This window comes from Alteromonas sp. 5E99-2 (assembly GCF_017368475.1).
Taxonomy (GTDB): Bacteria; Pseudomonadota; Gammaproteobacteria; order Enterobacterales; family Alteromonadaceae; genus Alteromonas_F.
Genome location: NZ_JAFNJE010000006.1, coordinates 188432 through 204103, shown reverse-complemented (window position 1 = coordinate 204103; position 15672 = coordinate 188432). Strand labels below are relative to the sequence as shown.

At 38.7% G+C, this 15672-nt stretch carries 13 protein-coding genes and 1 tRNA gene; 4 read left to right on the top strand and 10 right to left on the bottom strand.

Annotated elements, in window-relative coordinates:
* Window positions 1-112 precede the first annotated feature (112 nt).
* From J3L16_RS08710 to J3L16_RS08700, 3 genes are all read right to left on the bottom strand, one after another.
* Window positions 113-2110 carry an extracellular solute-binding protein gene (locus J3L16_RS08710; RefSeq protein WP_207612579.1) on the bottom strand — a complete coding sequence of 666 codons (1998 nt, stop codon included), beginning with the start codon at window positions 2108-2110 and terminating at the stop codon, window positions 113-115.
* Window positions 2111-2281: 171 nt separating this feature from the next.
* Window positions 2282-2539 (bottom strand): hypothetical protein, encoded by a 258-nt coding sequence (locus J3L16_RS08705; protein WP_207612578.1) that lies wholly within the window; start codon window positions 2537-2539, stop codon window positions 2282-2284.
* Window positions 2540-2661: 122 nt separating this feature from the next.
* Window positions 2662-3060 carry a DUF3718 domain-containing protein gene (locus J3L16_RS08700; RefSeq protein WP_207612577.1) on the bottom strand — a complete coding sequence of 133 codons (399 nt, stop codon included), beginning with the start codon at window positions 3058-3060 and terminating at the stop codon, window positions 2662-2664.
* Window positions 3061-3478: 418 nt separating this feature from the next.
* Between J3L16_RS08700 and J3L16_RS08695 the strand changes: the two genes are divergently transcribed.
* Window positions 3479-3555 (top strand) — tRNA-Met (locus J3L16_RS08695).
* A gap of 127 nt (window positions 3556-3682) precedes the next feature.
* Here J3L16_RS08695 and J3L16_RS08690 read toward each other — a convergent pair.
* Window positions 3683-4261 carry a TetR/AcrR family transcriptional regulator gene (locus tag J3L16_RS08690; RefSeq protein ID WP_207612576.1) on the bottom strand — a complete coding sequence of 193 codons (579 nt, stop codon included), beginning with the start codon at window positions 4259-4261 and terminating at the stop codon, window positions 3683-3685.
* Window positions 4262-4373: 112 nt separating this feature from the next.
* Between J3L16_RS08690 and J3L16_RS08685 the strand changes: the two genes are divergently transcribed.
* Complete coding sequence (locus J3L16_RS08685) at window positions 4374-4922, top strand: carboxymuconolactone decarboxylase family protein (protein WP_207612575.1); 549 nt, start codon at window positions 4374-4376, stop codon at window positions 4920-4922.
* A gap of 55 nt (window positions 4923-4977) precedes the next feature.
* Here the strand turns inward: J3L16_RS08685 and J3L16_RS08680 are convergent, their stop codons facing one another.
* The 5 genes from J3L16_RS08680 to fos form a co-directional block, all read right to left on the bottom strand.
* A complete protein-coding gene (locus J3L16_RS08680) occupies window positions 4978-5184 on the bottom strand; it encodes a hypothetical protein (RefSeq protein ID WP_207612574.1) in 207 nt (68 codons plus the stop codon).
* Window positions 5185-5243: 59 nt separating this feature from the next.
* On the bottom strand, window positions 5244-5933 hold the full coding sequence (locus J3L16_RS08675) for a glutathione S-transferase (protein WP_207612573.1): 690 nt from the start codon (window positions 5931-5933) through the stop codon (window positions 5244-5246).
* An 82-nt stretch (window positions 5934-6015) separates the two neighbouring features.
* Window positions 6016-6855, bottom strand: coding sequence for an alpha/beta hydrolase-fold protein (locus J3L16_RS08670; RefSeq protein ID WP_207612572.1), 840 nt, complete (start codon window positions 6853-6855; stop codon window positions 6016-6018).
* 130 nt (window positions 6856-6985) lie between these two features.
* Complete coding sequence (locus tag J3L16_RS08665) at window positions 6986-7540, bottom strand: hypothetical protein (protein WP_207612571.1); 555 nt, start codon at window positions 7538-7540, stop codon at window positions 6986-6988.
* 161 nt (window positions 7541-7701) lie between these two features.
* Window positions 7702-8100, bottom strand: a complete 399-nt coding sequence (fos, locus tag J3L16_RS08660; protein ID WP_207612570.1) for a fosfomycin resistance glutathione transferase — start codon at window positions 8098-8100, stop codon at window positions 7702-7704.
* Between the two features lie 244 nt (window positions 8101-8344).
* Between fos and J3L16_RS08655 the strand changes: the two genes are divergently transcribed.
* Window positions 8345-10639: a peptidase U32 family protein gene (locus J3L16_RS08655; protein ID WP_207612569.1), complete on the top strand. Its 2295-nt coding sequence runs from the start codon at window positions 8345-8347 to the stop codon at window positions 10637-10639.
* Window positions 10640-10831: 192 nt separating this feature from the next.
* On the top strand, window positions 10832-13291 hold the full coding sequence (locus J3L16_RS08650) for an immunoglobulin-like domain-containing protein (RefSeq protein WP_207612568.1): 2460 nt from the start codon (window positions 10832-10834) through the stop codon (window positions 13289-13291).
* A gap of 59 nt (window positions 13292-13350) precedes the next feature.
* Here J3L16_RS08650 and J3L16_RS08645 read toward each other — a convergent pair whose 3' ends face one another.
* A complete protein-coding gene (locus J3L16_RS08645) occupies window positions 13351-15537 on the bottom strand; it encodes an NAD-dependent epimerase/dehydratase family protein (protein WP_207612567.1) in 2187 nt (728 codons plus the stop codon).
* Window positions 15538-15672 lie beyond the last annotated feature (135 nt).

Sequence of the window (15672 nt, the reverse complement as noted above, 5' to 3'; positions counted from 1 at the left end):
ATTTCTGCTGCTTTATCACTCCTTTATGTAGAGTAACTACACTACAGTCGTTCTGCATTGCATAAATAGGGCACAAACCGCTGCAAAATTGTACATCAAAGATCAACACGCCCTAGTAATAACCCGATGCTTTCATTTGTTTTTCGGCAATAGCTTGGCTAGCTTTTAGTGCTTCATCTACGGTTAACTGTTCGCGTACAACTTGATCAATTAAATCCGCTACTTGATTCCCTATTGCAGGAAATTCTTTAATACTGGCGTATTGAATCCCTAAGTAAGGTTTTGCTTTTGAATTTTGGTATTTTGCGCCGCTTGCTTCTATGGTACTTAAGGTAATTGCGCTATAAGGGACTTTGATATCACTAAAACGAGTATCATAAGTTGAATAGCGAGTACCAGAGGGAACGGAATAAATGCCTTTGTTACGGGCAATATGTTTGATGTACTCTTTTGATGTTGCCCAAGTAATGAATTTGGTTGCTTCTAGTTTATGTTTTGAAGAGGTGGGAATTGCAAAAGCCCAAGTCCAAAACCACTCAGAAGGCGCAGACAAATAGCCACTCGGCGCTTTGGTAACGGCTACATCTTCACTCACTTGGGATGTGTTTGGATTAAACAAGGTGCCGGCAGCAACACTTGAGTCTATCCATATCGCACAACGTCCGCTTGAAAATAGCGTAAGTAGCTCATTGAATCCCTTATTACTTGTTTCTGCTGGTCCATAGTTTTTGGTTAAGAGAATGTAAACTTCAAGTGCTTTTTTCCATTGAGGAGTATTAAGCTGAGGCCGCCAATCGCTGTCAAACCACGTTCCGCCATAACTTTGAGCAATAGTGCTGATTAACGCGATACTTTCTCCCCAACTTGGTTTACCTCGCAAACATATTCCTGAAACGCCATCCTCGATTTGATGTAATTGCTTTGAATATTCGATGAGCGTTTCGTAAGTAAACTGAATTGGTAGCGACAGACCTGCTTTTAAGAAGAGATCTTTTCGATAGTACAAAACCGAACTTTCAGCGTTAATGGGTAAGCCGTAAAAGTTACCGCTAATAGAAAGTACGTTTCTAACTGGTTTTACAATGTCCTCGATATCATAGCTTTTCGGCAGGTTTTCCAACGCAGTTAGCCATTGTTGTTTAGCCCAAATGGGAGTTTCATACGCACCAATGGTCATTACGTCAAATTGGCCATCGGACAATGCTAAATCCGTTAAAACCCGAGTGCGTAGTGTCGTTTCATTCATTAAACGCCATTCTAAATGCACTGTGGGGTTTTGCTCTTCATATAATTTAGACACTTCTTTCAATAATAAAATATCTATAGAGTCAACGGCTCCAATGACTAGCTTTGTGGTTAAATCCGATTTTTGACTTGAAGGGAAAAAGCCATATTTTGCTAAAATAGTGTCAAGGGTGCCATCAGCGGTAATGTGCTGTAGCCCTGAGTTGAAGGCTTTCAATAAAATTGTATTTCGAGGTGATTCATTCGAAAAATTAATGTGAAATTGCTGGTCAGCGATAGTCGTAGGTAAAAATTCTAATTTGCCTATTAAATGAGGGCGACGAGATACAATAAGGTCGCCAGCGCTAAACTTATCAATAATGGCGAAATTAGTTCTTTGTGCGGCTACAACATCGATGTTTTGAAGTTCGTTTACAACCCATTGTATGCTGGATTCAGGGACATACTCTTTTACATCGGTTAAATCACTTCCTCTCACCATACTAAACTGAAACTTGTTCACATTCATTAATTGTTGAAGTATGGGAGTGCTTGTATTGGCGTATAAAGGCTGGGGGTTATCAATTCTTTTTAACAGACCCATTTGACCTGCGGGAAATGGTTGCGATAACCACTTGTTGCTTTTAAGTTGGTTTGATGATGAAAGTGTTAGATAACCATCTAAGCGACCATCCAGAACAAGTTTTTTTGCGCGAGCTAAAGGATAAAAGTCGATATCTACTTCATAACCAGAGCGTTCAAATGCATGTTGCAGAACTTCGTAGACGTAACCTTGATTTGATTGAGACTGGGATATATAAGGTATTTTTTCAGCAGCAGCGATATAGACTTTTTCGTTAGCCAGTGTTGTTTTTGTTGGGCTCAACGAGACGGCTAAAAAAAGAGGGAAAAAAAATAGAGATCGTAACAACATATTATAGATGATATTTCCAATCTGTATCGGGTCTTTATCTATAATAGCAGTTGTACGTAATTTGGCCTGATTATTTATGTGAATCGGCCCAATGGCATGTGTGCTTTTAAAATGTGAAAGGGATTACTCTGCTTTGTTGTTCGAATAAGGCATATTCTCATTTAAAAGATATTGTTTATTTTGAGGGCGTTGTTTTTTGCTTGTATGTAACGCCATTTTCGCAAATAAATCGCTGCTGTTATTAACGGCGCTAACCTTCTTTTTTTCTACCATCTGCCCGATGCCCAATATTTTTTCATTTGCGAAGGCGCTTTGTCCTAACGTCGCGCACATAGACAGTGCAACTGAAACGAATTTAACTTTTCGTAAAATATCACTCATTTGAGTATCCATTCATCGTAACTTTGAAAGGGAAAACGGCTCCGTATCAGGAGCCGTTTAAGAGTGCAGAGCATTGCTCTACGACCATGTTGAAAAGTTCAGCATGATGCAAATTAAAATCATTAGATTCTTTCATTTAACACTGTTGCAATTGGGCTGGCAGAAAGATCATTTTCTGAAATCCACGCAGATAGAGTCTTGCCATCTTGCTCGGGGTTTGCTAATTCTGACTTAGGCATTTTTTTCACAAGCAATGTACCTGTTTCAACTGCGTCACTCAGCATTGCTGTGCGAATTAAACTGTTGCCGTTACAACTGATACCCGAGTAGTAATCACGTAGCTTCATATTGTAATCAGATTGTACTGTACGCATTTTCTTTCTAAGTTCACCTTTGTCATCTGCTTTGATGATTGTGCAAATGTTTGCAAGTGCTTCAGATACGTCCTGAGCTTGAGCTGGAACAGAAAAACCTAGAGTAGCAGTCGCTAGGATTAGAGAAGTTTTAACAATTTTCAACATGGTTAAGTCCTCGTAAGAGATTATTAGTAATAGTTAATTAAATTCTGACGTCAGGTTGTTAGCCTTTCGATGGGGTGTATTAAAGACAAAAAATGAAAATAGAAAAACAGCAATAGTGATACTTAGGTATTTCTTTTAATAACCATAGAATTTTGTCGTTTATTTATTGCCGCTGCAAAGTAATAACCAATTAAAACTGAATAAACTGGTCTTCGGCTATCGTTAAATAGGAGAGTTTAGAGTGCTCTTTAACTGTAATTGTGCGAATAAAGCACTAATCGCTCACTGTGTGAGCAATTAATAGGCCAACTGTAAAAAAAGTGAAAACTAAGCTTGCGCACCTAATTTTGCTATGTATAATACGCCCCACTTGAGCAGCAAAGAGCAGTACGCACTAAGCTAACTCAATAAATCCGGACGCGGGATGGAGCAGTCTGGTAGCTCGTCGGGCTCATAACCCGAAGGTCGTTGGTTCGAATCCAGCTCCCGCAACCACTTCAACATGTCCTATGTTGAAGTTTAAAAAACACAAAAAAATTCATTATTTATAGTTAATCATTTAACTCTGTATTGTTTTATAGCAATCTTCAGAATTCCTTTCGTAAATACTTACAAACCTGTATTAAACGTGGGGCTGAAAGCTAGAAAATACCGACTCAATCATCATTGTTATATCATTTTTGTTTGTACAATTTTTTGAATACATCACTAACCCCATAATTTGCATTTGAAGCCATTTACCTAACAGTTCTGGGTTAGCTTCTTGTTTTAACAATCCCTGCTGTCGAGCTTGTGTAAACAACTCGCAGAATTTTTGTTCCATCTTTTCAAGTCCAGCCAAAGCATGAGCATGTAAGTGTTCTGGGCCTGTTTCCGTTTCAGATACCGTTTTTACCAGCAAACAAACTCGACAATTTTCTAACTTTCCATCTACAAAAATATAATCAGTCACAAAGTTATAAAGAGCGTCTAAAGGCGTTTTTGCTAATTCGTTGTAATCGTCTATTTTTTTCAGGCTTTGCTCTACATAACAATCAATAACTTGTAAAAATAACCCTTCTTTACTGCCAAAACCTGCGTAAATGCTACCTGGGCGCATATCGAGCTTGTCTTGTAAGTCGCGCATTTTTGTTCCTTGGAATCCTTTTTGCCAGAACAGCTCGGTTGCTTTGTTTAATGCATCAGCAGGTTTGTATTTCATTGGGTGCCTAAAATAACAATTTGAACATTTGTTCAAATTTAACTTGAACAAGTGTTCAAGTCCAGTTATCTTTGTTCTTCCTAAAGTGAGTTAATGATAACAAGGTCCAATAATGAGTAATTTTGAACTTCATAATATAGATACCGCACCAGATGCAGCTAAGCCGTTGTTAGATAAGTCTATAAAAGGCTTTGGTATGATCCCTAATTTACATGCAGTAATGGCTGAATCCCCTGTTTTACTAGAAGGTTATCAAACGCTGCACAGCCTAGCGCAAAAGTCGTCTTTTAATAAAGATGAATTAACCGTAGTCTGGCAAACCATTAATGTAGAACATGCTTGCCATTATTGTGTTCCTGCTCATACTGCTATTGCGAAAATGATGGAAGTGGATGACGGTATTACTGAAGCGTTGCGTACACAAAGCCCGCTTCAATCGCCAAAGCTTGAAACGTTGAGAACCACTGTGCTTCTGATAGTGAGAAATAGAGGTGTGGTTGATAATACTGATCTTGAGTTGTTTTATGCTGCAGGTTTCACCAAGCAGAATTTGCTCGATATTATTTTAGTGTTGGGACAAAAAGTAATGAGTAATTATACCAATCATTTAGCTGAAACACCGATAGATGAAAAGTTCTCAATGTTTGCGTGGGCTAAGTAACCTATAAAAGTTAACTGAAACTCAATAAACCCCGCTTAATTCAAAAAGCGGGAGTTTATTTTTTACTAACGCCTTTTCTTTCTCTATCGTATTCTTTATATGCTTTTTTTTCTGCATTTTTACACTGATTGTATTGCTCTTCTGATACAGCGTTTTCAATGCACTGGCCTTCTTGAACGCTCTGTCCAAATTGATACAACTGCTGATTACTGCAACTCGTTAACACAACAGATAAAGATGCAATGATTAAACGTACTTTCATAGATTTTCCTAAATGTGTTCCATGTTTACGTTATTCAGATGAAAAAACAACCACTAAGTTCAGTTTTTGTAATGAAAGATAAGTTCTTTACGCTCATCCATCCATAAAGGGTATTTAGCCATTACCTTAGTAAACATAACACTTTGTAGGTAAGTGTTTAGCCATTGTCTAAGGTTTGGGTAAGGTGATTGCAAATACCACTGACGTTCTACACGGGCAAATTGGCGAATAAAAGGGAGTAGGGCGATATCGGCAAAACTTTCCTTATCGGATATTAAAAAAGAATGGTGTTGTAAACGTTGCTCTAATTCTAACAAATAAGGTTCACACTTTTGTCTGGATTCAATCAAATTACTTTCTTTGTAACGCTTGGCGCATTTGTATTTTTCTAATACGTTTTTGAATTCAGTATCAAAGCGAGACACTAGGCGAAACATTTCGGGCAAAGCATCTGTATTATCTTTATGCAATAGGTCATTAGGATCACTTTGGGCTAAAGCCCAGAGCATGACTTCTATACTTTCCTCAATAACGCATTCACCTGCCTCACCGTCCTCACTGTCGGTTACCACTAACACAGGAACTGTGCCTTTAGGTGAACTTATTAGCATTTCAGGTGGTTTATTGCTTAATACTAAATCTCGTAATAGCACCGATTTTCGCGATTTATATATAGCGATTCTGGCTCGCATTGCGTAAGGGCAATGTCTTAATGAGTAAAGTATGGGGTAACTTGAGGTGTGATTCATTTTAGGAGGCAATACTCAAGGTTAATATTAATAGGGAATAAGGCGTGTTGAATTTTAAAACCAATTATTGATATTCGCTAAGTCATTCTTCAGTGGTTGGTAAAAGCGCTTTTAACCCTTCATACCATGCTAATAGTGCAACAGTTCCATGAGTTTCATTTTCAAAGAACTGCTGCTCTGCAAAACCATCAGTGTTACTTATGATAGATGAAGCAAACATGCTACCCCATTTAAAATTAGTTAGCCCTATTTCTCCAAGGTGGGAGTTGTTTGCAAACGCAAAGAAGACATTGATATCGAATTTAGTCTTTTTGAAATTAGCGTCATAAGTACGATTTAAATAGTCATTATCCCAAAGCGCAGTGGGGTCAATTATCAAATAGTCAGTAAAAATTAATGGATGATACAGCAAGGCGTTTGCGGCAAACAAACCACCAAAAGATTCGCCGACTAAAATGCGTTTATCTGAAGTTCGATAGCTATTTTCTATGTTAATAATGAGTTCGTTATTGAGGAAAGCGGTGAAACGAGCGGCTTCACCGGTTTGAGAAAAGGTGTCTAAAACCCTATTTTTAAATTTCCATTCTATAAGAGTTGATGGCGTGAGGTCTCTGGATCTATTGGTGTTGGGGATGGCAACAACAATGGCTTGTTGAACTTGGCTTCCTAGCGTTTCTGTACTTAGTGATTCTAATACGCCAACAAAACCTTTGAATCTATGTACATCTCCGTCGAGCAAATAAATAACTGGATATCGGTTTTTACTTTCATGATAGGACGGAGGCAAGTAAACCATATAAGATCTGCGCTCTTCCATAATTTTCGATTCTAATGAATTAGATGTACCCAATTCAATTATTTCTGAGGCAATTGCGTTCGAGGCAAAAATAAACAATAGAACTGTTGAAATTATTTTATTCATATCATTTTCCTTTACTCTACTAACCATTTCAAAGGTTAACCTTTGGCCAAATTAAAAATGTACAGGGTATATCGAATCTGTAATAAAAGTTTTACTTATAGAAAAGAGCAAGTTAACTGCCTTAGTTAGCTCAGCTTATTTCCCCTTTAACTCTAATATCTTGAATTTGTAAATACTTTTCAATCTCTTGCTCAATGTACAAGGCTTGTTCGCTACTTTCTAATCCGCTAAGAAGTTTTGTATTTTTACCTTTGTTCATAATTGCGTGAACCTCATAAGTCACCCTTGTACTGTTGTTACTTGTTGAGATTTTTTCTTTTGTATAAAGCTGTTTTAGTTCGTAGGATTTAAGTGTTTTATTGCCAACCCATGGAAAAGGTTTGTGGTTGATCTCTAAAGTTTGTTTACTGACGAATATATTTGATTTATTAAAACAACTGGCGATAGCGAAATAAGTAATTCCTATACCAACGGCAACATGAATTAAAGGAAACAGCTTTGTGAAAATGTCTGATTCAGTGCTCATATTGGAATAGAAGCTGAATAGAAAGATATCCCAAAACGCCGCGAAAACAATGAGAAATAGGGTTGAGGCTCCAAACCATTTTCGAGATATATGAATATGATCTGCAAAGTGATGAATGTCTATTTTATCGGGCAACCCCAAATCCATTTGTTCTTTCATGTTAATACCCTTTAAATCAGTAAAGTAGCTAATATGCTGTTGCCAACCAAAGTAAATTATTTGATGGTTAATTCCAACCATTTTATTCTGAAGTGTGTTGATGTGTATTGTATGTTTTGAATCGTTTGAAAGTGGTTTAGAAAAAATATACACCTCAGAGTTTAAAGCCACTTCAAACCTGAATAAGGGGTATGTTTTAAGCTGGCTAACCTTTGGGATAGTCCGCCAACATGTATTTCTAGTTTATGGCCATCGGGGTCTGAAAAATAGAAAGAGCTTCCTTCACTTTTGTTTTGTTTCCAGATTTTTACCCCTGACACAATGATTTTTTGAGTAAGAAGATGAAAGTCGTCAGGTTGAACGGACAAGGCTATATGAGAATAATCGTTTGATGGGCTCGGTTTATCCAGAGACAAGCATAGCCAAATGTCTTTTTGAGAAAGATAAGCGCCTGAATCCCACATCACGTGGCCAGTAAACCCAAGAACATCAGAATAAAAATCTAAAGACCGCTGGATGTTCGACACTGCAATGGTGATATGGTTTATGCCATGGATCATTGTTACTTTCCGATAATAGTTAATCTATTTTAAACATAGTATTGAAACAATAGTATTGAAACAGGCAGGTGTGTCAAACCTGTTCGCTTGTTGGTAAAAAATAACGCGCATAATTGTGAGCTTATCTACACCAATCAAAATGAATTCATCTTGTTTAACAACAATATTGTACCGGTAACGATATTCATTGACTGAATATACAGGTAAAATCACGACTTAAATTTATTAGCTTTCGACGTACCCTATGAATTCCAAAATTGAACTACTAGCCCCAGGTGGTGATGTCGATGCGATTAAAGCTGCAATTATTGCCGGTGCAGATGCGGTTTACTGTGGTTTAGATACCTTTAATGCAAGAAATAGGGCCGCCAACATTTCCTTTGACGAGCTTGTTGGCCTTATTCGCTTAGCACACCAGTATCAATGTGAAATTTTCCTCACGTTAAATATCGTTATATTAGAACGGGAATTTCCGGCGCTTTGCAAGTTACTCAGCAAGTTGGTGAATACCACCTTAGACGGTGTAATAGTTCAAGATATTGGTTTATTTTATGTACTGAAAAAACATTTTCCAACCCTAGACATACATGCTTCCACCCAGTTAACTACCCATAATGCAGGGCAAATTCCGTTTTTAAAGCAACTAGGGGCTTCTCGAGTTAACTTATCAAGAGAGTTAAATCTAAGAGAAATAAAAGCCATTACAGCCGTTGGTCGTGAACATGATGTGCTAATGGAAGTGTTTGTGCATGGTTCATTGTGTATTGCGTTTTCAGGTTTGTGTTATTCAACCTCGGCCAGTGTAGGGAATTCGGGAAATCGCGGGCAGTGCAGTCAGGCGTGTCGGGAAGAATATGAAACCACTCCCACAGGCAATAACTTTCCTTTGAATATAAAAGACAATTCAGCGTTTTTTGATTTACCAGCGCTGATTGAAGCCGGGGTTTATTCCTTTAAAATTGAAGGGCGAATTAAAGGCGCAAGTTACGTTCATACTGTTGTTGATAGTTTTCGTAAGCAAATAGACGGTTTTGTAAAAACGGGAGAATTATTAGAAGACGGTGAACGTTTGTATAAGGTGTTTAATCGGGATTTTTCCAATGCCTTTTTAAGAGGGGATTTAAATCAATCAATGTTCATTGATAATCCTCGAGATAATTCAACAAAACATGCGCTAGCGGCAAATGCTATTTCAGTAGTACAAATACAGGATCCAGCAAAAAGCCTGTACGAAGAAAAAAGCCAAATCAATGCGTCAGTACAAGACAAAATTAAATATTTGAACATAGAAAAGCTGCCCTTAACCTTGTATTTCGAAGGCGGTTTGGGGACTGAACTCACAGTAACTGCGGTGACTGAATTTGTATCGGTGAAAGGTCACAGTACTGGCGATAAAAGTGCAACAGAAACCAAACAATTTGTGGTGAAATCCACTAATCAATTAAGTCAAAGTGATAACGACAATGGGCTGAAACTGGCTATTGAAAAACGATTTAAAAACATCAACAGCACCGAATTTGTATTAAACGAGATTGTTACCGAAAACTTAGGGAATAACCTGAGCTTACCGTTTAAAGATTTGGCAATACTTAAAAATGAAATTGCCCGCTTGTTAAATCACTCTCAAGCTATTCTACCTGCGGTAACCTTGCCGCCATTAGCTCATCACCCTAAACAAGCCGACGAAAGTAACAAAGCTAAGCTGTCATTATTAATAAGCGACCCGGCAGATTTTAAGTTAGCTAATGTTACCGACGCAGATATTTATTTTAAATTACCCGACGCATACAAACGCAACTGCACTCGTTATATAGCGCTGCTAAAAGAAAATCCACACATTATCCCGTGGTTTCCATCGGTTTTAATTGGTAAAGATTACGATGTGGCAGAGGCTATTTTAGAACAAGTAAAACCGCCGTTAATTGTTACCAATAACACAGGTATTGCGTTTAAAGCTTATGAGCTTGGCATTAAATGGGTAGCGGGTCCGTTCCTGAACATTACCAATTCTTATGCATTAATGGCAATGCAGGAAGAGTTTGATTGCAGTGGGGCCTTTATTTCAAATGAAATAAACAAGCAGCAAATACAACACATTGCTCGACCAGATAACTTCAAATTGTTTTACAGCATTTATCACCCCATTTTATTGATGACCAGCCGGCAGTGCTTTTTCCAGCAAAGCGTAGGATGTGAAAAGCCTCGAATTGATAATGGTTGTATGTTGTCTTGTGATAAATCGACCAGTATTACCAATCTTAAAGGGGTGTCGTTTGCTATTGATAAACAAAAAGCGGGATACCCTAGTATTTACAACGACGATCAGTTTTTGAATATGGAAATTATCAATGATTTAAGCCATCTGTTTGATGGTTTTATGATTGATTTAACGAATATAGGGAGTGGCGGGAAAGACATGCCTGATAAGGAACTCCTCATTCAACAGTTCGAACAACTATTGGCAGGTGATGATGTTGCATCAACTTTACCTACGCTAGTGCCTAAGTCGACCGTTAGCCAATATCACACTGGACTTTAACTGGATCAAACAGGTTGTTCATTTACGGTGAACTACCTGTTTATTTATTGCTATTGATACTTCGCTTTATTCCGTCATATTTTAATCATGTAAATGTGATGTTAAACATATTTTGGTATGTAGATTCATACTTTAAAAGAACAATCTCTGTTTTACTATTTTCGAACTTTAAAACAAGAAGAGATAAATATAATGTTTAAACAAATGCTATGTGGGCTAAGTTTGTTTGTATTAGCTAACGTTAATGCAAACGAATGTGACTGCGACTTTTTAGTGTCTGGGAGTATCGATGGTGCTGCTCTCGGTGTTCAACCAGGGGATAAGATATGTTTGGATGGAACGCAATCATATAATGGCGGGCCACTTCGTTGGGAAAACATTATAGGTACGGCTGAAGAGCCGGTTATTATTCAAAATTGCGGTGGGCAGGTACACATAAACCCGGATACCAGTGCGTACGGTTGGAAATTTCTTAATTCTAAACACTTCAAAATATTAGGAGATGGCGACCCTAGATACGAATATGGCATTAAAGTCACCACAAAAACGGGCTTTTTCCTTACTATGGAGTATTTTACGACCGACTTCGAAATTGCTCATGTAGAAATTGCAGGTTTAGGTGCCACAGTGGCAGATAATGGTTTTGCTGGTATTGGTATGAAAACCAGCCCTTATCAAGATTGTGACTTATTTGAAGACCCAACAAAATCTGGGTTTTTAATGGATAATGTGAGTGTTCATGATAACTACATACATGATCTCGGAGGAGAAGGAATATACGCAGGGCACGGTTTCTATCAAGGTCGCCAAGAGTCTCGATGTGATGAAGGCGTCATAACCTATGCTCATAATATTCATAATTTATCTATTTACGACAATATTATTACTGACGTTGGCTACGACGGTATTCAAGTTAAGAATGCCGATTTAAATGCGCGTATTTATAATAATGTCGTGCGTAATTATGGGTTAGAAGGAAAAGGCTCTCATGATGAAGGGATTTTTATCGGCGATGGCTTTGAAGGCTGGGTTTATAGTAACTGGATTGAAAATGGTCCGGGGCATGGGCTACAAGTCAATGCCTTTGGAGATACTCAAATATTCAATAATGTTGTCATTAATTCAGGTGATGACGGCGTATATTTAAATAACCGTTCCGCTTCATTTGCTAACCGAGACGGTTCCTTCTTAATTGCCCACAACACTTTCGTTAACATGGGTGACGATGCTATTGAAGCATACACGCCACAAAGCATAACCCTCGTGAATAATATTTTTGTGAATTGGGTTGATAAAGATATCAATGGTTTTAATTCAAGTAGTACATCTAACTTATTTTTAGCCAATGTTGATCAAGCTGGCTTTGTTAGTGTTAACGATAACAACTTTGGTATTACTAGCCAGTCAATAGCGTTAAATGCGGCTGAGTCTAGCAGCATAACCACTGATTTCTCTGGCGTTCAGCGCAGCGATGGCTTTGCTGATATTGGCGCATTTGAATTTGGGTCAGTATCAACTCAACCAGAATATGTTGACGAAGGAGACTTGGGACCCACAAGCGAAGTGGAAAAAATCGAATTGGACCCAAATATGATTGAAATGCTATCGGGTAATGGAGACCCTGCGTTGTTAGTGGACGAACAGCAACTAGTAGGTGACCCCTTAAATGGCGAATCAGCGCAACCTATTACGTATTGGAAATCCACAGACGGTAGAAAAACACTACCTCACTCAGCTCGTATTGATTTGGCAACAGATTACGTTATCACAGATATTTATTTGTACGATGCGAATGGGCATGGTGATATTCAATTACAAGGAACAAGTATAGACGGTCAGTCTTGGCAAATTACTGATCCAGGAACGAGTTACAATGTTTGGCGACAACATTCGGTGAATGCTATAGCGCGATACATTGACGTGACGCGATTTGCTCAAAATCGTTTCCACGAGATAGTACTATATGGGTACCTTCGAGATTTTGTTGAGCCTGAAATTAGTTTGAACGGCGACGATTTCATAACAATAGGCTTAGGACAAACTTATGTTGATGCAGGTGCTACTGCGATTGATAACCTCGATGGTGATATTTCGAATAATATTATTGTAGACAACAGCGAAGTAAATACCGATGTAGCAGGGACTTATACCGTTTCATACCAAGTCGCTGATAGTTCGGGGAACAGTGCTTCTGTAGAGCGTAAAATACAAGTGCTCGCACCGCAAATCATATTGACCCCAGAGATGGTTACATTGATAGAGGGTAATGGCGATGCAACTGCGTTAGTAGACGAGCAGTTATCAGTGGGTAGCCCTAGAGAGGGAAATGCAAACGACGCTGATACGTTCTGGAAAACTGAAGATGGTGGTAGTAGTTTGCCTCATACTATGAGAATAGACTTGGGTGAGGAATACCGTATTTCTGAAATCTACTTGTTCGATACCAACGGCAAAGGCGATTTACAAGTGAGTGGTTTTAGCGAAGGCGACAACGCTACTACAAATTGGTCTATCACTGACCCAGGCTCTCGTTATAACGTTTGGGTAAGCCATGAACTTGAAGGAAGTGCTCGATATATTGAAATTACTCGTTTTGGGCAAAATTACTTCAATGAAATCGTGGTATACGGACACCCACACTCTGCACAATAAAATATTTGTAGCGCCAATCTAAGTTGGCGCTATATACGAACTGTATTTCAACTTAACAATTAATTACTGTTCGATTGGAACTTAATCCAAGCTACAGTATTGGCTATGGCTTCATCTCGACTCGTTATGGCTTGGGTACCGGTTAAAGTTTCAAGTACAGCGTTAGAGACTCGTGCTTTAGTCGACGCTTCTATTACTGGTAGACTTGTTTTTTTTGCCTTGCTGTCTTTATACACAGGGCCATCATTGTTTCTCAATTTATTTTCAACGCCAGGTAACTTTTCTACGGTCCAACGGAACGGAAAACCAAGTTTAGGGCTGTTAAATAACTTAAGTGCCAACTTGCGCATTTCTTTTGATGTAGCAAGATTTTTGGTTTCTTTTACTAAAGCGCCAATCAGTTTTTGCTCCTCGCCTGAATGGATGGGCTGAGGTGCGTTTAACTCAATGGGCTTGTCAAAGGCTGAGGTAAAGGCGGTAAAGAAATCAGTATAGGTAAAACCGTCATCATCATTAACGAAATAGGCTTTGCCTGTGACATCGGCAGGCTTAGACAAGCACGTTAAAATTGCTACAACAACGTTATCCACATAGACGCTGTTTGATGGGCTGTTAGCCGAGCTAGCAGGCAAGGCTACGCCATTGGTTACGGCCTGCTTTCCCGCTCCGACTTTAAAGAAAGGGGCATAAGGACCGTAAATATTGGTAGGTCGCAGGATAACCGCATTTAACCCTTCATTCGCCGCTTCTTGAACCTTTTGTTCTGCGGCCAATTTAGAGCGAGCATAAATATCATCACTTTGTGATGGAGTAAACGAATCTTCATCAATAACTGACGCGGAAGTATTCATATCTACTGACGCCAAACTACTAATATGCACAAAAATTTTGGCATTATTGCGCTTTGCCGCAGTAAGTAAGTTCTGCGTCCCTTCTACAGTAGTGTCGTAAATAAGTTTGTCATCACCATAAGCCGTACCTACGGCACAGTGAATAACCGCATCGCAACTATCAATGGCATTGCCGACGCTTTCTGGTGAATTAATATCACACAACATTAATTTATTGTTGTATCTAGAAATCCGCGTGGCGTTATTGGGGTTGTTCACAGCCGCAATAATTTCTACCGAAGTTTGTTCACTTAACACTTCAACGATACGACCACCTAAAAAGCCAGAAGCACCAGTGATAAGTACTTTTTTGATACCTAAATTATTAAACTCAGCAAACTTGCTGGTGTTTTGCCAATCGTACTTGACGGTGTTTTTTGTGGCATAGCACTGGTCGATAATACGGGCAGCAGGTAACACGCTTTTTGATGATAAAAAGGGTTCACAGTTGTTTTCAATGGCATTGAAAAAATCATCGTGTTCTTTTGCAAAGGTCGCAAACCAATCTTCAGAGTTATTCTTTGGTGAAGAATAGTGGTACACGTTTCCGTTACTTGAACCTTTGGGTTCAATAGTAATTTGGAAACGTTCACCTACACTTAAATTCAACGTGGCTTTTTCACATTCCACAATAAGGTCGCCACCTAATTGACGTATGCGAGATAAACAAAGCTGGCCTTCAATTGTGGCATTATTGGTGTCGAAAGCGAGTTTTAAACCACAATCGGTTTCAATGCCTTGTTCCGCGTCATCATAATAATCAGTTAAACGCACTTCTGGTCCAAACAAGTAACACAGCCAATCAAGGGCATGAGGGCCAATATCCATCAATACACCGCCGCCGGCGAGTTCTTTTTGCATATTGCCTAATGAGGTTGCTGACCAGCTGTAGCTGTCGCCCCACTGGAAGTCGAAACTGAGTGCTTTGCCCCATTCTTCTGATTCAATTAGCTCCTTGAGGCGTGTAACACTAGGGTAAAAACGGCGATATAGAGAGACTGACAATTTACAATTATTTTTATCCGCTAACTCAGTCAGTTGTTCGGCTTCAGTCGCAGAAAATGCAACCGGTTTTTCAACTAAAACATGTTTGCTGTTGTTTAACAAAGATTGGGTTATTTGGAAATGGAATGCAGCAGGTGTGGCAACAACGGCACTATCATAGCTATTGGGATTTATGTCATCGACATCAGCGTAAACTGCTAACTCAGGATAAGCTAAAGCAAGGTCGTCGCGGGTTTTAGGGCTTTTATCAACAACGCCAATGACATTTACATTGGATTTACCTAATAATATCGGGAGATGGCATTGTTGTGAAATAGCGCCGCCACCGACAATTATAATGTTGAATTGCATTCAATAGTTCCTTATTGCCAAATTTAATTCATTTAAATATAAACGTTATCACCATAATACGCGCAATGATAAGACGAAGTCACTTAAACAAATGAAATACATTCGCGCTGTAAGTGTTCTATATAGGTAATTATG